This window comes from Ruegeria profundi (assembly GCF_020171505.1).
Taxonomy (GTDB): Bacteria; Pseudomonadota; Alphaproteobacteria; order Rhodobacterales; family Rhodobacteraceae; genus Ruegeria; species Ruegeria profundi.
In genome coordinates this window covers 762,878-784,878 of sequence record NZ_JAIUZS010000003.1, presented here as the reverse complement: position 1 = coordinate 784,878, position 22,001 = coordinate 762,878, and the positions used below count along the sequence as shown (strand labels likewise).

20 protein-coding genes are annotated in these 22,001 nt (G+C 57.1%); 10 read left to right on the top strand and 10 right to left on the bottom strand.

Annotated features, from left to right (window positions below; genetic code table 11):
• Positions 1 to 40: 40 nt before the first annotated feature.
• Positions 41 to 1,375: an NAD(P)-dependent oxidoreductase gene (locus LCM21_RS09785; protein WP_224890429.1), complete on the bottom strand. Its 1,335-nt coding sequence runs from the start codon at positions 1,373 to 1,375 to the stop codon at positions 41 to 43.
• A 303-nt stretch (positions 1,376 to 1,678) separates the two neighbouring features.
• On the opposite strand from LCM21_RS09785, the gene LCM21_RS09780 reads away from it, so the two are divergent.
• Both LCM21_RS09780 and LCM21_RS09775 read left to right on the top strand, forming a co-directional pair.
• Positions 1,679 to 2,674, top strand: a complete 996-nt coding sequence (locus LCM21_RS09780; protein WP_224890428.1) for a hypothetical protein — start codon at positions 1,679 to 1,681, stop codon at positions 2,672 to 2,674.
• Between the two features lie 72 nt (positions 2,675 to 2,746).
• Complete coding sequence (locus LCM21_RS09775) at positions 2,747 to 4,039, top strand: O-acetylhomoserine aminocarboxypropyltransferase/cysteine synthase family protein (RefSeq protein WP_224890427.1); 1,293 nt, start codon at positions 2,747 to 2,749, stop codon at positions 4,037 to 4,039.
• Positions 4,040 to 4,202: 163 nt separating this feature from the next.
• Here LCM21_RS09775 and LCM21_RS09770 read toward each other — a convergent pair whose 3' ends face one another.
• Positions 4,203 to 4,898 (bottom strand): SIMPL domain-containing protein, encoded by a 696-nt coding sequence (locus LCM21_RS09770; RefSeq protein ID WP_224890426.1) that lies wholly within the window; start codon positions 4,896 to 4,898, stop codon positions 4,203 to 4,205.
• A gap of 164 nt (positions 4,899 to 5,062) precedes the next feature.
• Here LCM21_RS09770 and LCM21_RS09765 point away from each other — a divergent pair, with 164 nt between their 5' ends.
• Positions 5,063 to 7,087, top strand: a complete 2,025-nt coding sequence (locus tag LCM21_RS09765) for a hypothetical protein (RefSeq protein ID WP_224890425.1) — start codon at positions 5,063 to 5,065, stop codon at positions 7,085 to 7,087.
• A gap of 38 nt (positions 7,088 to 7,125) precedes the next feature.
• On the opposite strand, the gene hppD is transcribed toward LCM21_RS09765, so the two are convergent.
• Positions 7,126 to 8,223, bottom strand: coding sequence for a 4-hydroxyphenylpyruvate dioxygenase (gene hppD / locus LCM21_RS09760; protein ID WP_224890424.1), 1,098 nt, complete (start codon positions 8,221 to 8,223; stop codon positions 7,126 to 7,128).
• A gap of 145 nt (positions 8,224 to 8,368) precedes the next feature.
• On the opposite strand from hppD, the gene LCM21_RS09755 reads away from it, so the two are divergent.
• Both LCM21_RS09755 and LCM21_RS09750 read left to right on the top strand, forming a co-directional pair.
• Positions 8,369 to 8,824 carry an Lrp/AsnC family transcriptional regulator gene (locus LCM21_RS09755; RefSeq protein ID WP_224890423.1) on the top strand — a complete coding sequence of 152 codons (456 nt, stop codon included), beginning with the start codon at positions 8,369 to 8,371 and terminating at the stop codon, positions 8,822 to 8,824.
• Between the two features lie 18 nt (positions 8,825 to 8,842).
• Positions 8,843 to 10,723 carry a monovalent cation:proton antiporter-2 (CPA2) family protein gene (locus LCM21_RS09750; protein WP_224890422.1) on the top strand — a complete coding sequence of 627 codons (1,881 nt, stop codon included), beginning with the start codon at positions 8,843 to 8,845 and terminating at the stop codon, positions 10,721 to 10,723.
• 28 nt (positions 10,724 to 10,751) lie between these two features.
• On the opposite strand, the gene cobT is transcribed toward LCM21_RS09750, so the two are convergent.
• The gene (gene cobT / locus LCM21_RS09745) at positions 10,752 to 11,765 is read right to left on the bottom strand and encodes a nicotinate-nucleotide--dimethylbenzimidazole phosphoribosyltransferase (protein WP_224890421.1); all 1,014 of its coding nucleotides are present in this window, start codon (positions 11,763 to 11,765) and stop codon (positions 10,752 to 10,754) included.
• Positions 11,766 to 11,844: 79 nt separating this feature from the next.
• Here cobT and cobS point away from each other — a divergent pair, with 79 nt between their 5' ends.
• On the top strand, positions 11,845 to 12,609 hold the full coding sequence (gene cobS / locus LCM21_RS09740) for an adenosylcobinamide-GDP ribazoletransferase (RefSeq protein WP_224890420.1): 765 nt from the start codon (positions 11,845 to 11,847) through the stop codon (positions 12,607 to 12,609).
• Here cobS and LCM21_RS09735 read toward each other — a convergent pair.
• From LCM21_RS09735 to LCM21_RS09710, 6 genes are all read right to left on the bottom strand, one after another.
• The gene (locus LCM21_RS09735; RefSeq protein ID WP_224890419.1) at positions 12,606 to 13,376 is read right to left on the bottom strand and encodes an ion channel; all 771 of its coding nucleotides are present in this window, start codon (positions 13,374 to 13,376) and stop codon (positions 12,606 to 12,608) included. The two genes, cobS and LCM21_RS09735, sit on opposite strands and share 4 nt — an antisense overlap.
• A gap of 112 nt (positions 13,377 to 13,488) precedes the next feature.
• On the bottom strand, positions 13,489 to 13,998 hold the full coding sequence (locus LCM21_RS09730) for a CarD family transcriptional regulator (RefSeq protein WP_068334698.1): 510 nt from the start codon (positions 13,996 to 13,998) through the stop codon (positions 13,489 to 13,491).
• A 282-nt stretch (positions 13,999 to 14,280) separates the two neighbouring features.
• On the bottom strand, positions 14,281 to 14,619 hold the full coding sequence (gene fdxA, locus LCM21_RS09725; RefSeq protein ID WP_068334695.1) for a ferredoxin FdxA: 339 nt from the start codon (positions 14,617 to 14,619) through the stop codon (positions 14,281 to 14,283).
• A gap of 66 nt (positions 14,620 to 14,685) precedes the next feature.
• Positions 14,686 to 15,051 carry an RNA-binding S4 domain-containing protein gene (locus LCM21_RS09720; protein WP_224890418.1) on the bottom strand — a complete coding sequence of 122 codons (366 nt, stop codon included), beginning with the start codon at positions 15,049 to 15,051 and terminating at the stop codon, positions 14,686 to 14,688.
• 6 nt (positions 15,052 to 15,057) lie between these two features.
• Positions 15,058 to 17,874 carry a helicase-related protein gene (locus LCM21_RS09715; protein WP_224890417.1) on the bottom strand — a complete coding sequence of 939 codons (2,817 nt, stop codon included), beginning with the start codon at positions 17,872 to 17,874 and terminating at the stop codon, positions 15,058 to 15,060.
• A 22-nt stretch (positions 17,875 to 17,896) separates the two neighbouring features.
• A complete protein-coding gene (locus LCM21_RS09710) occupies positions 17,897 to 18,505 on the bottom strand; it encodes a tetratricopeptide repeat protein (RefSeq protein WP_224890416.1) in 609 nt (202 codons plus the stop codon).
• A 30-nt stretch (positions 18,506 to 18,535) separates the two neighbouring features.
• Here LCM21_RS09710 and LCM21_RS09705 point away from each other — a divergent pair, with 30 nt between their 5' ends.
• From LCM21_RS09705 to LCM21_RS09690, 4 genes are all read left to right on the top strand, one after another.
• On the top strand, positions 18,536 to 18,826 hold the full coding sequence (locus LCM21_RS09705) for an SCP2 sterol-binding domain-containing protein (protein WP_068334686.1): 291 nt from the start codon (positions 18,536 to 18,538) through the stop codon (positions 18,824 to 18,826).
• Positions 18,823 to 19,803: an alpha/beta hydrolase gene (locus tag LCM21_RS09700; RefSeq protein ID WP_224890415.1), complete on the top strand. Its 981-nt coding sequence runs from the start codon at positions 18,823 to 18,825 to the stop codon at positions 19,801 to 19,803. Before LCM21_RS09705 ends, LCM21_RS09700 begins: the two co-directional genes overlap by 4 nt.
• An 82-nt stretch (positions 19,804 to 19,885) precedes the next feature.
• A complete protein-coding gene (locus LCM21_RS09695; protein WP_224890414.1) occupies positions 19,886 to 21,706 on the top strand; it encodes a M3 family oligoendopeptidase in 1,821 nt (606 codons plus the stop codon).
• Positions 21,703 to 21,942: a hypothetical protein gene (locus LCM21_RS09690; protein WP_068334678.1), complete on the top strand. Its 240-nt coding sequence runs from the start codon at positions 21,703 to 21,705 to the stop codon at positions 21,940 to 21,942. The genes LCM21_RS09695 and LCM21_RS09690 overlap by 4 nt, the downstream gene beginning before the upstream one ends.
• Positions 21,943 to 22,001 lie beyond the last annotated feature (59 nt).

Here is a 22,001-nt window from a genome sequence, read left to right as displayed (position 1 = left end):
TGGCCTCCCTGATGCAGGTTTGCATCTTTGTCTATCAGTTTCACGCTGTCAGGCTCGCATGGATATCCATCGCAGCATCGCGGCCCTCGGCAACGGCAGTCACCGTCAGGTCTTCTCCGCCGGCGGCACAGTCCCCTCCGGCCCAGACACCGGCTATCGAGGTGCGCCCGGCCCCTGTCACGGCAATTTTGCTACCGTCTAGTTGGAGCCCTTCCGGTGCGCCCTCCAGCGTCTGGCCGATAGCCTTCAGAACCTGATCTGCGGCCAGTCGCACTGTTTCACCAGTACCTTTGAGTTGACCGTCGTGACTGGAAGTATACTCCAATTCGATTTCAACAGCCGCACCGTTTCCATGTATGGCGACGGGCTGGACGTTGGTCATGATCTTCACACCGTGTGAGGCCGCGAGGTCTTGTTCATAGCGGCTGGCCCCCATGGCATCGCGACCACGGCGATAAGCTATGGTGACATTCTCGGCCCCCAACAACTTGGACTTTACCGAGGCGTCGACTGCGGTCATCCCACCACCGATCACCACAACATTGCGCCCCACCGGCAGATCCGCCAAATCAGAAGCCTGACGAACATCCGAGATGAAGTCGACCGCAAACCGAACACCATCTTTTTCGGCCCCGTCTGCACGCAAGGCGTTCACACCTGCCAGACCAATGGAGAGGAAAACCGCATCGTAGTTTTCGATCAGGCCGTTCAGTGAAACGCTCTCGCCCAGCACCGAACCCGTCTCAATGGTAATGCCGCCGATTTTCAACAGCCAGTCGACCTCGGCCTGCGCAAAGTCATTGGTCGATTTGTATGCGGCAATGCCATATTCGTTCAGACCACCCGGCTTGGGCTTGCCTTCATGGATCACCACGTCATGCCCCAGCATTGCAAGCCGGTGCGCGCAGGCAAGACCAGCAGGACCCGCCCCGATAACGGCGATCGTCTTGCCAGTTGGCGCGGCCCGACTAAACGGATGACTGCCCGACGCCATGACACTGTCGGTCGCGTAACGCTGCAAGCGGCCGATCTCGACCGGAGCGCCCTCGGCAGCTTCGCGCACACAGGCTTCTTCGCACAGTGTCTCGGTCGGACACACGCGGGCGCACATACCGCCCAGAATGTTCTGCGCCAGAATGGTCTCTCCCGCTGCTTCGGGTTGACCGGCCTGAATCTGCCGCATGAACAGCGGAATATCGATGTCTGTCGGACAAGCGGTCACGCACGGCGCATCGTAGCAGAAATAGCATCGATCCGCGGCCACAGCGGCCTCATGCGCGGCCAATGGCGGATGCAGATCCGTAAAATTCGAGGTCAGCTCATCGCTGGAAAGCCGCCCGGATACAATGCCGGGGGCCATCTGGCCCTGTGCCATCGCTCTACTCCCTGTAGATATGTTTGTTGTGGTATCAGCTTGCCACATTCTAATTTTTTATCAATTGGTAAAATTTACAAAATGACCAAAAAAAGCGAAAACCAGCGAAATTCCTCGAATTCCCAATGAACCGCGTAGTTTTTGACCACCCGACGAACCAGTTCGGGCAAAAGTTGAGGGGCAGATTGCCAACGCGGCCTTCGTATCAGGTTTTCCCTGCATCAGGTTTTGACGGGCCTTGCTGCGTATTGTAGGTCAAAAATCGCAGCGCCGGTCATCGGCAAGAATTCCGAAAGTCATCCGATGCAGGCCAGTACACCGAATTTCAACATCGTCATCATTGGGCAAAACAATCGCCTTCAATACGAAGCGCTGCTATTTGCAGCCTCGTTGCGCCACTGCTCACCTAATTTTTCTGGCCGTCTGTTCGTGGCGGTTCCGAAACCCGGCCCGCGTTGGCGACAGGATCCGAGTATCCAGTATGAGGATGTGCTGAAGGCTTTGCGCCAGCTGGACGTCGAAATCCTGCCGTTCGACAGCTCCGTGTTCGGCGAAAGCTACCCCTATGGCAACAAGATCGAGGCGCTGCTGGCCCTGCCCGAAGGTGAGCCATTCGTGTTCTTCGACAGTGATACCCTGATCACCGGGGACCTGACCGCTGTTCAGTTTGATTTTGACCGCCCCAGCGCCTCGCAAAAGGTGGAGGGGACATGGCCTAAACCGACCCTATACGGCCCTGGTTTCGATGGTATTTGGCACGCGCTTTACCGTCGTTTTGAACTGGATTTTCAAAGCTCGCTGGATACCAGTCAACCAATCGACCACTGGCGGAGGTATTTGTACTTTAACGCGGGCTTTTTCTATTACTCCTGCCCTCGCCAGTTTGGCGAACGCTTTTTGAGCTATGCCCGCACGATCCGGGACGAAGATATCCCCGAACTGATAGGTCAGACCCTAGACCCATGGCTGGATCAGGTCGCCCTGCCATTGGTCATCCACTCATTCGGAGGGGGACGAGACACCCTCCCCCCGGGTCTGCTGGATGGATCGGTAAGCTGCCACTATCGCCTGTTTCCCCTGCTCTACGCGCGCGAGAGCGACCATGTGGTTGAGGTATTGGAAACCGTGGTGGCGCCCAACAAGGTCAAGAAGGTGCTCAAAAGCTATGACCCAATCAAGAAGCTGGTCCTGCAGCGCAAGGGCCACAAGATCCGCGACCTGTTCGACCGAGACAACCTGCCCAAGCGCGAGCAGGCCATACGCAACACGATCAAGAATAACGGCCTTTGGATGCGCTGACAGGAATGTTGTACGTGCGCGCTCAATCGCCTAGAGAGTCTGCAACCTACATCCCAACAGGAGATTTTGACGATGTCAGACGGCCCTACCTACGGTTTTGACACGCTACAGATTCATGCGGGCGCTCGCCCCGATCCGGCAACGGGTGCGCGGCAGACACCGATTTACCAAACCACCGCCTATGTATTCCGTGACGCCGACCACGCAGCGGCCCTTTTTAATCTGCAAGAGGTCGGGTTCATCTATTCGCGACTGACCAATCCAACCGTGGCAGTGCTGCAGGAACGTGTCGCCACGTTGGAAGGTGGCGTGGGCGCGGTCTGCTGCTCCTCGGGCCACGCGGCGCAAATCATGGCGCTGTTCCCGCTGATGGGACCGGGCTGCAACGTGGTGGCGTCAACTCGTCTGTATGGTGGCACCGTCACGCAATTCAGCCAGACGATCAAACGCTTTGGCTGGTCGGCCACGTTCGTGGATACCGACGATCTTGACGCGGTAAAGGCCGCTGTAGACGAAAACACACGCGCAATTTTCTGTGAATCCATCGCCAACCCCGGCGGCTATGTCACCGATATCCGCGCCCTTGCGGATGTGGCCGATGCGGCGGGCATTCCGCTGATCGTCGACAACACCTCGGCCACGCCCTACCTGTGCCGCCCGATTGAGCATGGCGCGACGCTAGTCGTACATTCGACCACTAAATACCTGACTGGAAACGGCACCGTCACCGGTGGTTGCATCGTGGATTCTGGCAAGTTCGACTGGTCTGCAAATGACAAGTTCCCGTCGCTCAGCGAACCGGAACAAGCTTACCACGGGTTGAAATTCCACGAGACCTTTGGCCCGCTGGCCTTCACCTTCCACGGGATCGCCATCGGCCTGCGCGATCTGGGCATGACCATGAACCCGCAGGCGGCGCACTACACGCTGATGGGGATCGAAACCTTGTCGTTGCGGATGGAGCGACATATTGAGAATGCGCAGAAGATCGCCGCTTGGCTTGAGGCCGATGACCGCGTTGAGTACGTGACCTATGCCGGTCTGCCGTCCTCGCCCTATCATGACCGCGTTAAGTCGCAGTACAAAAAAGGCGCCGGTGCGCTGTTTACCTTTGCTGTAAAAGGCGGCTACGACGCCTGTGTCAAACTGGTGAACGCACTGGAAATTTTCAGCCACGTGGCCAACCTGGGTGATACACGGTCGCTGATTATCCATTCAGCCTCGACCACGCACCGCCAGCTCAGCCCCGAACAGCAAGAGGCCGCAGGCGCGGGTCCCGGTGTGGTGCGAGTCTCCATCGGTATCGAGGACGCGGATGATCTGATCGCCGATCTTGATCAGGCGTTGGCTAAAGCGACAGCCTGAACCTTAGGCAAGCAAACGTCCGGGCCATTCCGGGCGTTTGCCACCGACGCCGTTCGACAGTGAATGGCCGAAAAACTGCGTTCGAGGCCTTGCTGGCTGTGAACAAGTGTAACCCGTCAAGCCAACTGCAAGTCTGCTGATGGCTTGAACTTTGGGCAAGGGTTCACTCGGAAATCCCGAATTCCATCGACACGTTGACCGAGACTGAAATCTCACCACTCGCAACCGGAACTCCTCCGGCCTCTGAAACATCCATTGCGCGCATCATTGGTGCGGGGCGGACACCGCCGACCTGCTCACTAATCTGTTGCACCGGACCCAGCGACACGTTCGCCGCTTGTGCCAGTTGTTCAGCCTTTGCCATGGCTTCGGCAACTGCTTTAGCCCGCGCTTCAGCCTGTAAAGGCGTCGGGTCCTGAACACCGAAAGTCAGGCCGCGAAAATCGTTTGCACCGTCCTCAATAACTCCGTCCATGATTGTGCCCAGCTGAGCCAGATCACGGACCCGGACCTGAACAGTGTTGGAGGCGACAAAACCTGAAATCTCAGGTCGATTACCGGTCGAGGTATTCCGCCCGGACCAGACCGGAGACAGCGACAGGTCGCGGGTTTGTACGTCGCGCGCCTCAAGCCCCATGTCCTCTAGCCGTTTCAGGATCAACGACACCGCATCAGATGTCGCCTGCATCGCATTTGAGGCCTGCGGGTCTTCGTTTGTTACGCCCACAGTAATGGTCGCCATATCCGGTGCAGCTTGCACAATGCCGGATGCATCCACCGTGATGCGACGTTCTTGCGCATGGGTCATGCCAGCGACCGTAACGGCCAGCAGTGCGGCCAGAAAAGCGCTTTTCTTCAAGATCTTCCCTCCAATTTCTTCATGCTATACATGGGGCTGCAGGGTCAGACCAAACAAGGGGAGAATTTGGGTTTGCCTTCCCCTCGGCAATATCCTGCTTTAATGTCTGCTTGCGAACGAAAAGTCGTTTGCATTGATGCTGACAAATATGGTTCCTCGGGAATATGAAACCCGCCTTTGCGCTGTCTTTTTCTGCAACCGGAATATCTGTGCATCACCAATCGGATAGCGATTGGTATTGTGTAGGCGAAGTTGCGTTGGACGCGCCGGATTTGAACGCGCAGTTGTTTGCGCTGAGGGACCGGGCCTTCGCGTTGGAAAACAACCTGACCTGTCAGATCATCATTCCAGCTGATCAAGTTCGGTTCCTGTCCGTGGAAGCTGACGCTCAATCCCAGAGCGAAAATGCAGAACAAACGCTGGCGGACGCGACGCCCTATTCGGTCGATGAACTGGTTTTTGACAGCGCCACAATCGGCCCAACAACCCATATCGCGGCCGTAACCCGACAAACGCTGATCGAAGCGCAGGATTTTGCCACCGAACATGGATTTGTTCCGGTTCAGATCACAACAGAATCGGCCCCAGAAGACTTTCCTGCAAAACCAATGTTCCCGGTGCCGGACATTCCCTCTGCTCCCGAAGAAACGGCCGAGGGGGTTGAAAAGGACAAACTGCCCGCAAACGTACATGTGATTGCTGATGAAACGCCTCCGGAGTCTTTCCGGTCCGTACCAACGCCGATCTCGCCCGGACAATCGACCACCAACGTTTTAGCAAAACACTATGTCATTCCAGGAGCGGTGGCACTGGGTCTGGCAGTGTTGTTCGGCGCATGGGCGTTGATTGGTTCAGACACGGACGAAAGCGTCCAGACCGGGTCGGTGCAATCCGAAGAGGCCGTGCCCGAACCCGACCCTCAGGCCGATGTCGTATCAGAAGCCACACCCGAAACGCCTGCGATCAGTACCGCACAAGTCGAGCCGCAGATAACCGACCGGGAAGAGGAACAACCTGACGTGGCTGAGGACGCGCCTGAAATCTCGCCCACGGATGCGGCGATACTTGAAGCGCTGACTGTCGAACCAACTAAGACGCCTCCGAGCGAAGAGGCCGAGGTTGCGTCACCACCAACCTCGTCATCGTCGCCCCCCGCTGACGACGCGCAGCCCGAGCTTACCCAGGCGGATGAGGCGATACGAAATGCCCTCAATATCGCGCCGAAGGTTGTGGAAGATATCGCCCGTGACCCCGAGCCGCCTGAAGGTCAGGCCCTGCCCGGTGTAACGATCACGGCCCCCGAACCTCTGGAGCCACCGGTCCCTCTGTCACAAGACGAACCGTATCTGGCTTCTGTTGATGGCACTAACCTGTCAAATGACGCGATCGCCCTGCCCTCGGTCCAGAGCTATGACACCGATGCCCCCTTTGAACGGGTTGCTTTGCCCAGCGTCGCCGGTACCCGTTTTGAGCTGGATGATAGTGGCCTCGTTACGCCCACCGTTGAGGGAACACTGAACCCCGAAGGTATTGTCGTCTATCTTGGTCGCCCGTCGAAAGTGCCGCCCGAGCCACCTGTCCGGTTTGAAGAGGAACCAACGCTTGAGGAAGCCCCAGACAGCAGGCTTGCCGGGTTGCGGCCAAAACTTCGCCCCGAGGACCTGACCAGCCGGTTTGAACGACAGCAATTGGGTGGCCGCACCCGAGAAGAGTTGGCTGTCCTGCGTCCCAAACTGCGCCCTGCGTCACTGCAACAGCAACCAGAGGTGGACGAAACGCCAACCGCGCTGGCTGTTGTGCGCGTACCCCGACCTAAACTACGCCCGGCGGGGCTGGCCCCGGCTACCGCCACTGCGCAGCCTAGCACCTTGGGGTCGACGGCGGCTGTTAGTCAACCCGAAGCCGACACGTTCCAACCCAAGGCCGTTGCACCAAAAATTCCGTCCTCGGCGTCGGTCGCGAGACAAGCGACAATCGACAACGCGATGAATCTTCGAAAATTGAACCTGATAGGTGTTTACGGCACCCCCGCAAACCGCCGGGCCCTGGTGCGGTTGCCAAGCGGACGCTACAAAAAGCTAAAGGTCGGGGACAGGATTGACGGCGGCCAGGTCATCGCAATAGGCGACAGCGAGTTGCGCTATCAGAAAAAAGGCCGGAACGTCACGCTGAAAATGCCGCGGGGGTGATGCGGGCGTTACCGCCCGCACGTGTTTAACGTTGAAGCTCAAGCCACTGATATTTCGCCGCTTTCGATCTGCTCACGCTCAATGGATTCGAAGAGCGCCTGAAAGTTCCCTTCGCCAAACCCGTCATCACCCTTGCGCTGAATGAACTCGAAGAAGATGGGGCCAATTACAGTTTTTGAGAATATCTGGAGCAGGATTTTCGTCTCACCACCATCCAGCACGCCTTCGCCATCGATCAGGATGCCGTGTTTCATCATCTGATCCAGCGGTTCTTCGTGACCGGCAACCCTTTCCTTGGAAAGCTCATAGTATGTTCGGTTTGGGCCGGGCATGAACTTCAGCCCCTTTTCCGCAATCGCATCGGTCGAGGCATAGATATCCTCGCTTCCCACTGCGATGTGCTGAATACCCTCACCCTTGTATTTGTTGAGGTACGATACGATCTGACCCGTTTCGCCCCGGTCTTCGTTAATCGGGATACGGATACGTCCGCAAGGCGACGTCAGCGCACGGCTGTACAAGCCCGTATACTTCCCCTGAATATCGAAAAACCGTATTTCACGGAAGTTGAACAGGCGCTCGTAGAACTCAAACCACTTGTCCATATTTCCGCGATAGACGTTATGTGTCAGGTGATCGAGGTAATAAAAGCCGTCTCCGCGCGGTTTTGACTGTGCGATCCAATTGAACTCGTCATTATAGGGGTGCGTGTCGTAGTATTGGTCGATGAAATAGATCAGTGACCCGCCAATCCCCTTAATCGCCGGAACGTCCATTGTCTTATCCGCCCCGTCATAGGGTTCAGCGCCTTTTGCGATCGCATATTCGTACGCTTTCTGCGCGTCTGCGACACGCCAACCCATCGCCGGAGCGCAAGGACCATGTTCATCGACAAAGCGGGCTGCAAAGCTATCGGGATCAGCGTTCAGGATGTAGGTTACGTCACCTTGCTGCCAAAGCTCGACCGCAGGCTTTTCCTTGTGGTGCGCAACTTTTTCGAAACCCATCTTTGCGAACAAGTCGCGCAGTTCTTGCGGATCGGGATGGGCAAACTCAACAAACTCGAACCCATCCGTACCGACAGGGTTTTCGGGGCTAATGGTGGATTTTGGAGCATTATGAGGGAACGGACCCATGATGGATCTCCTTGAAATAGAAGTTTCCTAGCTGAGTCAAAAATAAACCTTTTGTAGCGCTGTTTCTGCGCATTGTTTTAATGTAAAGTGGCGATAGGCGCGCAAAACACGCATCATAACGCACAGATTAGGGAAAACTTCGCATATGCTGGACTCCACCGATTTGCGCCTTTTATCCGCATTGCAGGTCGATGCCCATCTGACGGCAAATCAGCTGGGTGAGTTGCTGAACCTGTCGGCCAGTCAGGCCGGTCGGCGCCGACAGCGGCTTGAGGCCGAAGGATACATTACCGGCTATGCCGCGCGGTTGGACCCGTTAAAGCTTGGATTGCACGTTCAGGGATTCGTTCAGGTACATCTGGGCACGCATGGCCCCGAACAATCCGCCAGCTTTGCCCGCATGGTGGACACGCGCCCCGAAATCACCAGCGCCTGGACGATGACCGGAGAGGCAGATTACCTGCTGCATGTCTATTGCGACGATCTAGCCGCGCTCAATCGCTTGCTTCACCAGGTGATACTGCCGCATCCTGCAGTGGCGCGAGTCCAGAGCCAAATCGTGATGGACCAGCTTAAACGCGACGCCCCTTTGCCCACCTGACCCGCCGAAAGGACGACTATGGACGATTTCCTCTACCAGGCTTCGATCTATCTGGCGGCTGCCGTGATCGCCGTGCCCCTATCGGCGCGTCTGGGTTTAGGGTCCGTTCTGGGCTACTTGGCCGCAGGGATCGTGATCGGCCCGTGGCTGGGTTTGGTGGGGGCCGAGACCGAGAGCCTACAGCACGTGGCCGAATTCGGTGTGGTCATGATGCTGTTCCTGATCGGATTAGAGCTTGAACCCCGCGCGCTGTGGGATATGCGTGACCGCCTTTTGGGTCTGGGTGGTTTACAAGTCGGCCTGTCGACCGCTGCGATTGCTGCGGTGGCTATCTATGCAAACCATCCCTGGTCGGTCGCTCTGGCCGTTGGACTGACACTTTCGCTGTCTTCAACGGCGATCGTGCTGCAAACCCTTTCCGAAAAAGGGCTGATGCAGACCAATGGTGGCCGGGCAACATTCTCGGTGCTGCTGACCCAGGATATCGCTGTGATCCCGATTCTGGCGCTGCTACCGCTGCTGGCACTGCCTGCGATGCCACATCTTGAAAGCGACGGGTCCATCGACCGCGGCGTGAAAGACCTGCATGACGCCGGGCACCATAGCCTTTCACTGGTCGAAGGTCTTCCGGGATGGGCGGTTACATTGGTTACGCTTGGCGCCATTGCCTTTGTCATTCTTGCAGGTGTCTACCTTACCCGTCCCCTGTTTCGCTTTATTCACGCCACGCGCCTGCGCGAAATGTATACCGCACTGGCCCTGATGATCGTCGTCGGTATTTCCTTCCTCATGACACTCGTGGGCCTGTCCCCAGCTCTGGGCGCGTTTCTTGCGGGCGTTGTGCTGGCTAGCTCAGAGTTCCGGCACGAGATGGAAAGTGACCTTGAACCCTTCAAAGGTCTGTTTTTGGGCCTGTTCTTCATCACCGTCGGTGCCGGGATTGATGTTGCCTATTTCTTCAACGATCCTTTGGAACTGATCGGATTAGCCCTTCTTGTCATCCTGACCAAGGGTATCATTCTGTTCCTGGTCGGGCGGGCGTTTCGGCTGAAAGGCAGGGATCACTGGCTGTTTACGCTCGGTTTGGCACAAGCGGGCGAATTCGGTTTTGTCCTGTTGGCCTTTTCCACACAGCAGAACGTCATCCCGCCAGACCTGTCGCAGAAGCTACTGATGATCATCGCTTTGACCATGCTCATCACGCCATTGCTGTTTATCGTCTACGATCTTTTGTCGCGCCGGATCGGTGACAGTGCGCCCCAGCCGGAGCCCGATGAGATTGACGAAAAAGGTCCGGTCATTATCGCGGGTATCGGGCGCTTTGGTCAGATTGTGAACCGGTTGGTCCGCGCCAGCGGGTTCAAGACCATCGTGCTAGACCATAATATCGAGACAATCCAACTCATGCGCCGCTTTGGTGTCAAAGGGTTTCTGGGTGATCCGACCCGGCCAGAACTGCTGCGCGCGGCTGGGCTTGAGAAAGCCGCCGTTCTTGTCGCGGCAATGGACGATCCAAAACACGTGACCCGCCTGGTCAGTTTTGCGCGCCGTCAGCGCCCTGATTTGCACATCATCGCGCGCGCGCATGACCGCACCCATGTGTACGAACTATATCAGGCTGGCGCGGACGATATCGTGCGGGAAATGTTCGATAGCTCGCTTCGCGCAGGGCGATACGTGCTGGAAAATATAGGCCTTAGCGAGTACGAGGCCGCGCAAGCTGAGCAGACTTTTTATCACCACGACCGCGAGTCGATCCGTGAGCTCGCTGAACTGTGGATCCCCGGCATGCCGACCGCAGAGAACAAAAAATACATCGAGCGCGCCCAGCAATTCGAAAAAGAGCTTGAGACCGAACTACTGGAATTGGCTGAGAAACACGCCCAAAAATCTGCCTGATCTTCAAGTACAGATCAGGCCACAAGGGTCAGGCGTCTGAAACACCCGCCTCAGCAAAAGTTGCCATACCCGAGTGGCAGGCCACCGCGCTTTTAAGGATGTTGATGGCCAACGCGCCACCTGAACCCTCACCCAGACGCAGGCCAAGGTCCAACAACGGCTTTTTACCCAGCTTCTGCAACAGGGTGCCATGCGCGCCTTCGGCGCTCTGGTGCCCTGCTATGGCATGGTCTAGCGCGCCTTCGGCGATATCTGCCAAACAGGCCGCCGCTGCCGAGCAGATGAAGCCGTCGAGAATAACCGGTATGCGCAAGATACGCGCAGCCGCGATGGCACCGGCCATGGCCGCGATCTCGCGCCCACCGAGGCAGCGTAGAATATCCAGCCCGTCTTTTGCATCCGCATGCTGGGCCACACCTTCGGACACCACACGAGTTTTGTTGGCTAGGCCAACGTCATCAACACCCGTTCCGCGCCCGGTCCAGTCGGCCGCATCTCCGCCGAACAGCGCACAGGCAATTGCAGCCGCTGGTGTGGTATTGCCGATCCCCATCTCACCGACAACCAAAAGATCGGCGCTGGGGTCAACTGCATTCCACCCCGCGCGCAGGGCCTTCAGCAGCCCATCTTCGGACAGGGCGGGTTCTTTGGTGAAATCTGCCGTGGGCTGATCCAAATCCAAGGCATGCACATCCATCCTGGCCCCTGCGGCCATTGCAAGTTGATTGATTGCCGCGCCGCCATGTTCGAAATTCATCACCATCTGCGTGGTCACTTCGGGTGGAAAGGCAGACACGCCCTGCGCTGTAACACCATGGTTTCCTGCGAATACAATGACCTGTGGCTTCGAAATCTGCGGTCGTGCATCTGCGCGCCAGCCAGCATACCAGATCGCCAGATCCTCAAGCCGCCCCAGCGCGCCGGGCGGTTTGGTCAGTTGCCCATTGCGGTCAGCCGCGCCTTTTAGCGCGCTGGCATCCGGCCCCGGTGCCTGGCACAAGGCTTTGCGGAACGTTTTCAGATCAATTAGTTCAGGCAGCATCCAAAGCCTCGTTGCATCGGTGTGGTCCTGAGTGTTTAACCGAAGTGTCCGACCCAACAAGACCCCGAAAGGCGCGGGAGTGCATAAAAACGATACCAGCCTGATCTCTGTGTGGGATATTCCACTTTCGCTGGTCTTGCTGACCCGTCTGCCAGTGCCGCGCCTGCCAGAAAAGTTCTTCACTCGGCAAGCCGAGGCAACATGGGCTTTTCCCTTGGTCGGACTGGCCGTGGGCCTGCTGGCCAACGCAGCCGCTTGGGTCGCACTCGCGCTGAACCTGCCCGCACCGGTGAGTGCGATTTTCCTGATCGCGGTGCTGGTCTTAACAACTGGCGCCATGCACGAAGACGGGCTGGCTGACACGGCGGATGGCCTATGGGGCGGTTTCACGGCCGAGCGCCGATTGGAAATCATGAAAGACAGCCATATCGGCACCTATGGTGTGTTGGCCCTGATCTTTTCACAAACCCTGCGCATCATGCTGGTGACAACGCTTTTGGCCTCTAGCGGATTTTCCACGATCCTTGCGGCCTGCATCACGTCCCGCGCAGTCCTGCCATTTCTGATGGCCACCCTTCCAAACGCCCGAACCAGCGGCCTGAGCCATTCGGTCGGTCCACCACGGGCTGGAACGGTCGCATTAGGCCTTGGGTTGGCCGTACTATGTGTGGCGCTTTTGATGGGTGCTGCAGCAGCCCTTCCCATGCTTGCTGTCGGATTGGCGATTGGCTTTTTTGCACAGATCGCAAAGTCAAAGATTGGGGGTCAAACCGGCGACATTCTGGGGGCCAGTCAACAACTGGCAGAGTTGGCGTTCCTTACCGTTGCGGTTGCTGCGCTTTAACTCGTGCCGCCTGTTTCAATCTTCAGAGTTTCGCCACAATGTTTGCAATGCACCGCGTCGGGATCATGGCGGTAAAGCCCACAATGAGGGCATTTGTGCCGGACTTTCTGCGGCATGAATATGGCTTGCGCCAGTCGCACGAACAAAGCCACGCCAACAACCATGATGAATACTGAAAACAACTTTCCAGCGGGGGTCGCCAAGGTGATATCTCCGAACCCGGTTGTTGTTAGTGTCGCCATGGTGAAATAAAGCGCATCAATATAGGGCGTCTGACTATCCTCTGGGATAAAGAACACCAGAACTGCCGTTGAGGTGGCGAACACGAACACCATCAGGTTTATCGCTGCGATAACCGCATCTTCGTGGGTCCGAAAAAACTGGCTGTCGCGTCGTAGGTCCCGCAGCAAGTGATAAGAGTGGATCAGGCGCAAAGCGCGCAAAATCCGCACGAAGGCCAGGTTTCCGGGCAAAAACGGCTCAAGCAGCAGCGAGGCGATCACGACGATATCTGCCAGCGTGTAGATTTTGCGCAGCAGTTTCCCGCGGTCTTTCGCTATCCACATCCGGGCGAGAAAATCCAGCAGGATGACAAGCCCGACACACAGGCTGGCAATCTTTATCCCGGGACCATGTGGAACATTTGCCGTGGCCACGAAGAAAACGATGGAAGCCGCATCAAAGAGGATCAGCCCGTAGCGAAACCAGACTGAAACCGGTTCATGCGCGACATACAGAAACTTGATGGTTTGTTTTAGTCTGACCATGTATCCGCCTCTTGTTGCTGGAAAATTAGCCGCAAAGGCACAATTCACCAAGGCCGGACACAAAAAGGCCGCCCCAGTGACGGAGCGGCCTATACGTCAGAAACGGCTGAAATCAGGCAGCGCGTGAAGTCAGAACCTCATCCACCTGCTTGGCGGCTGAAACTTCTCCGGCTCCGGATACGGCGGCCACTTCGCGAGTCAGACGCTCGAGCGCGGCCTCATAAAGCTGACGCTCGGAATAGCTCTGCTCGCGCTGGTCGTCGGTGCGATGCAGGTCGCGGACAACCTCAGCGATTGAGATCAGGTCGCCCGAGTTGATCTTTTGTTCATACTCCTGCGCCCGACGGGACCACATGGCGCGTTTGACCTTCGCTTTGCCCTTAAGTGTCTTCATCGCCTGGCTGATAACATCGGGGGAGCTTAGTGAGCGCAAACCAGATTCAGTGATCTTGTTTGTAGGCACCCGCAAAGTCATCTTGTCCTTTTCAAACGAGATGACGAACAGCTCGAGCGAATGACCCGCGACTTCTTGCTCTTCGATCGATATGATCTGGCCTACGCCATGCGCAGGATAGACAACATAGTCGTTGGGGCGGAACTCAAGCTTTTTCGACTTAGACATACAGGATCATCCTTGGTTACAGAGCGAGGTGTGGACGACAAAAAAACCAGCCGGAGCCACGCTCGGCCCCGTCATGCGGTCGTTTTGTCACAAAATCAGAACTCCAAAGCAGTCATACTTACGGAGCACATCCCCATCTCATTCATCATTCAGGTGAGGAGTGTATCACAAAAATACGACGCCTGAAAGGTCACGCCCTTTCGTGGACGTGAAACCCCTTTTATACCAGCGCATTACAGCCTAATTTTACACCTAAACGAACAAGTTCAGAGAGCGAATCGCTCAGCCCCCTTCGCCGGGCGCTTCAGAGAAGTATTTCTCCATCTTGCCCTCTTCACCATCACGGTCCGCCGCCTCGGGCAGTGGATCTTTCTTGGTGACGATAACCGGCCACATTTCCGAATACTTCCGGTTAAATTCGACCCATTGGTCCATACCTGGTTCAGTATCAGGGCGGATTGCATCTGCGGGGCACTCTGGCTCACACACTCCGCAGTCAATGCATTCATCGGGGTGAATAACCAACGTGTTCTCACCTTCATAGAAACAGTCGACCGGACATACTTCCACACAGTCGGTATATTTGCAGCCAATGCAGTTTTCGGTGACAACATAGGTCATTGTTTGAATCCCGTTTGCGGTTTGGGCGTTTAGCTAATCCAGTCTTTTAGTGTCTTCAAGGGCAGATCACCCCTCTTTGGTGCGAGAAAGATCAAGCGCGCGCCGATCCTTCTTTGTCGGACGACCCTTTCCTTCGAAACCGGGATTCTTGGGCGTTTCGTCCCTTTTTTCCGTCAAATCCGTGTAAAGTGTTTGGGCTTCCGATGCCGGGCCGCGGCGTTCACCCAGTTCTTCAACCCGTACAACCCGCACAATACGTCCTTGCGGGAAGGTTAAGACATCCCCGGGTCCCACGGGCTGCGCCGATTTCAGAACCCGGTTTCCGTTTAGCCGAACATGGCCGCCGCTTACCTGTTTGGTGGCCAGGCTACGGGTCTTGAAGAACCGCGCCTGCCACAACCATTTGTCGATCCGCAGCCTGGGATTGACCATCCCTAATTAGTTACCGTCCTTCAAACCCATAAGCGCAGCCGCAAATGGGTTGTCTGGGTCGATCGCTTTTTCTTTCTTGAGCGGCCGCGACGAGAATGTTTTGGCCCCTTGCGGCTTGCCACCTTTCTTGCCTTGCGGTTTGCCGCGCCCATCCTGAGGCTTGCCGCGCGGTTTTCCTTTGCCCTGCCCCTGTCGGTGTTCCCGACGCGGACCACGGTTTGCCTGACGCTGGCGACCCCAGGTGAAGGTATAAAACACCTCAACCTCTGGCTCATCTGCGGCAGGAGCCTCGGCTGTCGCCTCGGTGCTTTCGGTGGCCTCGGCTATCGCCTCGGCGGGTGCGGCTGTTTCTTCGGGTGCCGCTTCGAGCAATTCGGTTTCCGCCTCAGATGCCGGAGTTTCTTCGACTGACGACTGTTCTTCCAGTTGCTCAGCCGCTACGGGTTTTACCTTTTCCCGCTCGCCCCGCTCAGCGTTATAGCCCAGCCCCCGCATCAGATCAGCGAATTGATCCAAAGTCATGCCGGTAATCGATAACATATCCGGCTTGGCCTCAAACCCACCACGGCTGTCTTCGGCGCGCAGCATGTCGGCCAGACGCTCGAGCATATCGATCCTGATCGAGCGATCTCCGGCATCGCGGTAACCGCACATGGTATCGTAACCCTTGGGCGCATCTTTGGCGACGGGTACAGTGACAAGCCCAGGGGGCGGTGCTTCGGGAAATTCCTGCAAACCGCTGGACAGTGCCCACAGAACCAGACGCAGACGCGTTGGCGCGGGCTTCAGCAGCAGCGGCATAAATATGGTGAACTGACCAAAACGGATGCCGTGCTTGCGCAAGGCACCGCGAGCGTCCTGATCCAGATCCTTGACGTCCTGAGCGACCTGCGCGCGCGGCAAAACGCCCAAAGCCTCAACCATTCGGAACGCAAAACCCTTGGCTAGTCCTGATAACTCTTCATCGCGTGACAGGTTCAACAGCGGCTCAAACAGCGCGGCGATCTTGCGGTCGATGAAATGCTGCAGGCGACGTTGAACTTTTTGTTCAACATCCGGCCCGGCTGATTCATCTACAAACACCTCGACCATGGGTTTGAGAGGTTCGGACCCGGCAACAAGTTTGCCGATCGCATACTCGCCCCACATCAGGCCACCCTGATCAGTGAAATCAATTTCGGTATCGGGTGCGTTGTAGAAGCGGTCGGCGCGCAGATGGAATTGCGGCGCGAGTGCTTGCAGAGAGGCCGATTTCAAAGCTTTTGCTTCGGTTCCTTGCGCGCTTTTGTCCGGGATGAACCGGAACCCTTCAAGACGACCGACAAATTCACCTTCGACGGTCACTTCACCCTTGTCATTTACTTCGGCCAAAAGGGCCTCCTTCTGTTTGAGCCGGCGCAGCAACACGGACGTGCGCCGGTCCACAAATCTTTGCGTCAAACGGTTATGCAACGCGTCCGACACCCTGTCTTCTACAGCGCGGGTTACCGCACGCCAATGTGATTCGTCGCGCACCCAGCCGTTTCGCTGCGCAACATATGTCCAAGTGCGAATATATGCCAACCTTTTGGACAACGCATCAATATCCCCATCCGTCCGATCAATCCGACGAATCTGCCTCATCATGAAGTCATCGGGTATCGATCCGCTTTGGTGCAGGTGGCCATAGATCACCTCAAGAAGGTTGGCATGTTCGGCATGGCTGATGCCCCGGAAATCCGGAATCCGGCATACATCCCATAGCAGACGGACAGATTGCGGATCACTGGCGCGGGCGGCAACTTCGGCGACCTGCGCAAGCGACTTGAGCACATTCAAATCATCCGCGGACCTTGCCTTTGTGAGGTGTTCGTCATTCGGGCTGACCTCAAGCGAGTCGATCAGCGCGTCGATTGACCCAAACCGCAAGGCTGCATTACGCCAGTTGAGTTTTTTCACCGGCGTAAAACGGCTGTCCATTATGGCTTGTGCCACACCTTCATCCAACGGCGGGGCCTCTCCGGTAACACCAAAAGTGCCGTCGGACATGCCACGCCCTGCGCGACCCGCAATCTGGGCCAGCTCATTCGGTGCCAAGGGGCGCATCCGACGACCGTCGAACTTGGTCAGCGAAGAGAACGCCACGTGGTTCACATCAAGGTTCAACCCCATCCCGATGGCATCTGTCGCAACCAGATAGTCCACCTCACCATTTTGATACAATTCGACCTGAGCGTTGCGGGTGCGCGGGCTAAGCGCCCCCATCACAACGGCCGCGCCGCCCTTTTGGCGCCGCAGCAATTCGGCAATGGCATAGACGTTTTCAACCGAAAACCCGACGATGGCGCTGCGCGGCGGCATACGACTGATCTTCTTGGACCCGGAGTAGACAAGCTGCGACATCCGTTCTCGGCGCACGAACTGAGCCTCGGGCACAAGGGCGGCGATGGGGCCGCGCATGGTGTCAGCACCCAGAAACAGAGTTTCATGCGTACCCCGCGCGCGCAATAACCGGTCTGTGAAAACATGGCCGCGTTCGGGATCGGCGCAGAGTTGAATCTCATCAATGGCAACAAAATCCGCGCCCAGTCCCTCGGGCATCGCCTCAACCGTGCAGACCCAGTACTGCGTGCGCGGTGGCACGATCCGCTCTTCGCCGGTAACCAAGGCCACAACGGACGGACCACGGATCGCAACGATCTTGTCGTACACCTCGCGCGCCAACAAACGCAGCGGCAGACCGATCACGCCAGTTCGGTAGCCCAGCATCCTTTCAACCGCGTAATGGGTTTTGCCTGTATTGGTCGGGCCCAGTACGGCCACTATTCGGGATGACCCGCTCAATTCTGCCCCCTGCCCCGATTCGTCAGAGGGCCGAGCCCTCGACCTGAGGCTTCAGTCGATTCACCGCATTGGTTACTTCTTCGTGATGCGGATGTATAGCCAGCGCCCGCTGATAAGCCTTCAGGGCTTTGTCGGGTTGCTCAACTATCTCGAAAATTAGGCCCAGCCCGAAAATGGCCTCGTAATTGTAGGGATTCAGCGTCAGCGCGTGTTCCAGGTCAGCCGCGGCCATGCCAAAGCGATCCATGCCAAAAAACGCCGACGCGCGCAGGTGCCAGCCTTCGGCAAACCCTGGCGCATGGTCGGTCAGCGCGGTCAGGTGTTCGATTGCGGCCACCGTATCCCCGTCGTCCAAAGCCTCGCGTCCACGCTCAAGCAGCAGATCTGCGGATGCTGATCCCGATTGAGACCAAAGCGCCTTGAGCTGACGATCTATGCCAATCGCCTGTTCTGGCGTCGATTGTGCCAATTGCTTCAGCAATGCGGCTTCATCCCTCGAGTCCGCTTGTTGCGCAAGCAGACTAGTGGAAAACATGACCGTGACAAAAAGTGCCGCTACGGTACGTTTGAGATTGTCGATTGCAATACCCATAACAATGCGCAGTGTAGCGTTGCGACCGGGGATGTCCATCCACGGCGCATCAACAAAATGAGGAACACCATGAGTGACACTCTTGAAAAAGCAGCGGCCGCGCTGAACGACAAACTCTCGGGCGGTGATTTCGACTCGACCGCCAAGTTTGATATCACCGGCATGGGCGCAATCGTTCTGGATGAAAACGGAGCGCGCGTCAGCGACGACGACGCAGAAGTTACGCTGAGCGCAGATGCGGATACGTTCGAGCAAATCCTGAGCGGTGATTTGAATCCGACCGGCGCATTCATGTCAGGCAAGCTGAGCGTGGACGGAGACATGAGTGTCGCCATGAAGCTCGCCTCGGTACTGGCATGACCGAGTTGTCGCCGGCCCCTTTCTTTGCGGACGTGGCCGGCGGACCCGCCGGTGGGGCGGCACATTGGATCACGACCGCAGACAACACCCGTATCCGTGTGGGTCACTGGCGCGCGGACAACGAAACGAACGGCACGGTGATGATGTTCCCCGGCCGGACAGAATACATTGAGAAATACGGTGGTACGGCGACTGAATTTGTAGACAGAGGTTTTGCATTTCTCGCGGTTGACTGGCGTGGTCAGGGGCTGGCAGATCGCCCGCTGCCCGATCCGCGCGTCGGGCATGTTGAAAAGTTCACAGACTATCAGCAGGACGTGCTTGCAACTTTGGACCTCGCCGAAAAACTTGGCCTACCAAAGCCTTGGTATGTGGTTGGTCATTCGATGGGTGGTGCGATTGGCCTGCGTGCAGTGCTTGAACGTGACAGCTTCGCCGCCTGCGCCTTTACCGGCCCGATGTGGGGTATCTTTTTCACGCCAATCATGAAACCGCTCAGCCGGCTTACGGCGTATTGGGGCCCGCGGATCGGGCTTGGGCAAAAGACACCCCCGACGACAACGATGGAAAGCTATGTCGTCTCACAGCCTTTCGAGGGAAATATCCTGACACGCGATCCCGCGATGTACCAAATGATGAAAGACCAGCTTGCGGCCCATCCTGAACTGTCGCTGGCAGCGCCCTCGACGATCTGGCTGCGCGAGGCATTAGATGAATGCGCTTGGCTGATGGCGCAAACCGCACCCACGACGCCTGGCCTGACCTTCCTGGGCAGTCACGAGCAAATCGTTGACCGCAAGGCAATCCGCGCGCGGATGGAAAACTGGCCCAATGGGACGTTGGTCGAAATTCCTGATGGTGAACACGAAGTACTGATGGAGCCGCCCGATGTGCGCGGCCCGGTGTTTGATAAAATGGCGGCGCATTTCATGGCGACGCGGTCAGGTGCCAAGTCCGCGACCACATTGTCCAGCTAACCGCCCCCTTGCGCGAAGGCGGCTTGTGATCCGGGCCGCCCACGCCTAGATGTTTGCCAAAGCAGATAATCCGAGGTGATCCATGCGCGACCTTCCCTTTCCCGTCCGTGACGCAAACGCAGCTGGAGGCACCGGCGATCTTGGCAACCTGCCGGAATGGGATTTGACCGACCTTTATAGCTCGGATGAAGCACCGGAACTGGACCGCGATCTAAAATGGCTTGAGGGCGAATGCGCCGCCTTCGCAACCGATTACGAAGGCAAGCTTGCCGATCTGGATGCCGATGGGCTTTTGACCTGTGTCCAACGAAACGAAAAGATCAACACGATTGCCGGGCGTATCATGTCCTTTGCGGGTCTGCGCTACTATCAGCTGACCACTGATGCTGAACGCGCCAAATTCCTGTCGGACATGCAGGAAAAAGTCACCATCTTCACCACTCCGCTGGTTTTTTTCACGTTGGAAATCAACCGGATCGACGATGACGATTTGAAAGCGCGCTTCGACGCAAATGCTGATCTGGCCCGCTATGAGCCTGTCTTCCGTCGCATCCGCGCTATGAAGCCTTACCAATTGTCGGATGAGCTTGAAAAATTCCTGCACGATCTGGGCGTGGTGGGCGACGCGTGGGAGCGCCTTTTCGACGAAACCATCGCCGGGCTGACATTCGACGTTGACGGCGAAGAACTGAATATCGAGGGCACCCTGAACCTGTTGACCGAGCAAGATCGCAGCAAACGCGAGGCCGCGTCTCGCGAGTTGGCCCGTGTGTTTCAGGATAACATCAAAACCTTTGCACGTGTGCACAACACGCAGGCCAAGGAAAAAGAAATCGTTGACCGCTGGCGCAAGATGCCAACGGCTCAGACCGGTCGTCACCTGTCGAATGACGTGGAACCAGAGGTGGTCGAGGCGCTGCGCGAGGCCGTCGTTGCAGCCTATCCCAAGCTGAGCCACCGCTATTACGAGTTGAAACGCAAATGGCTTGGCCTGGACGTCATGCAGGTCTGGGACCGCAACGCGCCGCTGCCAATGGAAGACACCCGCGTTGTTGGCTGGGATGAGGCCGAAAAAACCGTGATGGAGGCCTATAACGCCTTCGATCCCCGTATGGGTGAGATTGCATCGCCCTTCTTCAGCAAAGGCTGGATCGACGCGGCGGTAAAACCGGGCAAAGCGCCGGGCGCGTTTGCTCATCCAACGGTGACCGAGGTGCATCCTTATGTGATGCTCAACTATCTGGGCAAACCGCGCGACGTGATGACACTGGCGCATGAGCTTGGCCACGGTGTCCATCAGGTTCTGGCCGCCGACCAAGGAGAAATGCTGTCATCGACCCCACTGACGCTGGCCGAAACTGCATCTGTCTTTGGTGAAATGCTAACGTTCCGCAAGATGCTGGATCAGGCCGAAACCCCCGAACAGCGCAAGGTTTTGCTGGCCGGGAAGGTCGAGGACATGATCAATACCGTGGTCCGCCAAATCGCGTTCTATGACTTTGAGTGCAAGCTGCACGCGGCACGGCGCGAGGGCGAACTGACCCCAGACGACATCAACGCCCTATGGATGAGCGTTCAGGCCGAAAGCCTTGGCCCGGCATTCGAATTCATGGACGGGTATGAGACTTTCTGGGCCTATATCCCACACTTCGTCCACTCGCCTTTCTACGTCTATGCCTATGCCTTCGGCGACGGCTTGGTGAACGCGCTCTATTCGGTTTACGAAAGCGGTTCCGAAGGGTTCGAGGACAAGTATTTCGAAATGCTGCGCGCTGGTGGGTCCAAGCACCACAAAGAGCTGCTCGCCCCGTTTGGGCTGGACGCAAGCGATCCCAAATTCTGGGACAAGGGCCTTTCGATGATATCTGGCTTCATTGACGAACTTGAGGCGATGGAGGGGTGACACCCTCATCGAAGGATGGGCGCTGGGCCACGCTCAAGGCCAAGCTGCGCCCTGTCCTTGCGCGCATCCGACGAACCGTGCCGCGTGGTTTGCGGTTCGTCGTAGGCATACTCATGATTATTGGTGGTTTTTTCGGGTTCCTTCCCGTGTTGGGTTTTTGGATGATCCCGTTGGGCGTAATGGTGGCCGCAATGGATGTTCGGTTACTCATTCGCTGGTGGCGAATGTCCAAATAAGTTGTCTGCGCAGGGATTGCTGAGCATGTGCACGTTTCGACATTCCTGCACACCCCGGT

Excerpts from the sequence above, each read along its gene's own strand:
- cobT (WP_224890421.1), bottom strand. The coding sequence starts at position 11,765 with ATGCTGCCTGAACTAATTGATCTGAAAACGTTCCGCAAAGCCTTGTGC.
- LCM21_RS09720 (WP_224890418.1), bottom strand. The coding sequence starts at position 15,051 with ATGGTCAATCCCAGGCTGCGGATCGACAAATGGTTGTGGCAGGCGCGG.
- hppD (WP_224890424.1), bottom strand. The coding sequence starts at position 8,223 with ATGGGTCCGTTCCCTCATAATGCTCCAAAATCCACCATTAGCCCCGAA.
- LCM21_RS09765 (WP_224890425.1), top strand. The coding sequence starts at position 5,063 with ATGAAACCCGCCTTTGCGCTGTCTTTTTCTGCAACCGGAATATCTGTG.
- LCM21_RS09735 (WP_224890419.1), bottom strand. The coding sequence starts at position 13,376 with ATGGTCAGACTAAAACAAACCATCAAGTTTCTGTATGTCGCGCATGAA.
- LCM21_RS09730 (WP_068334698.1), bottom strand. The coding sequence starts at position 13,998 with ATGTCTAAGTCGAAAAAGCTTGAGTTCCGCCCCAACGACTATGTTGTC.
- LCM21_RS09755 (WP_224890423.1), top strand. The coding sequence starts at position 8,369 with ATGCTGGACTCCACCGATTTGCGCCTTTTATCCGCATTGCAGGTCGAT.
- LCM21_RS09785 (WP_224890429.1), bottom strand. The coding sequence starts at position 1,375 with ATGGCACAGGGCCAGATGGCCCCCGGCATTGTATCCGGGCGGCTTTCC.
- LCM21_RS09750 (WP_224890422.1), top strand. The coding sequence starts at position 8,843 with ATGGACGATTTCCTCTACCAGGCTTCGATCTATCTGGCGGCTGCCGTG.
- LCM21_RS09695 (WP_224890414.1), top strand. The coding sequence starts at position 19,886 with ATGCGCGACCTTCCCTTTCCCGTCCGTGACGCAAACGCAGCTGGAGGC.
- LCM21_RS09710 (WP_224890416.1), bottom strand. The coding sequence starts at position 18,505 with ATGGACATCCCCGGTCGCAACGCTACACTGCGCATTGTTATGGGTATT.
- LCM21_RS09775 (WP_224890427.1), top strand. The coding sequence starts at position 2,747 with ATGTCAGACGGCCCTACCTACGGTTTTGACACGCTACAGATTCATGCG.
- LCM21_RS09705 (WP_068334686.1), top strand. The coding sequence starts at position 18,536 with ATGAGTGACACTCTTGAAAAAGCAGCGGCCGCGCTGAACGACAAACTC.
- fdxA (WP_068334695.1), bottom strand. The coding sequence starts at position 14,619 with ATGACCTATGTTGTCACCGAAAACTGCATTGGCTGCAAATATACCGAC.
- LCM21_RS09780 (WP_224890428.1), top strand. The coding sequence starts at position 1,679 with ATGCAGGCCAGTACACCGAATTTCAACATCGTCATCATTGGGCAAAAC.
- LCM21_RS09700 (WP_224890415.1), top strand. The coding sequence starts at position 18,823 with ATGACCGAGTTGTCGCCGGCCCCTTTCTTTGCGGACGTGGCCGGCGGA.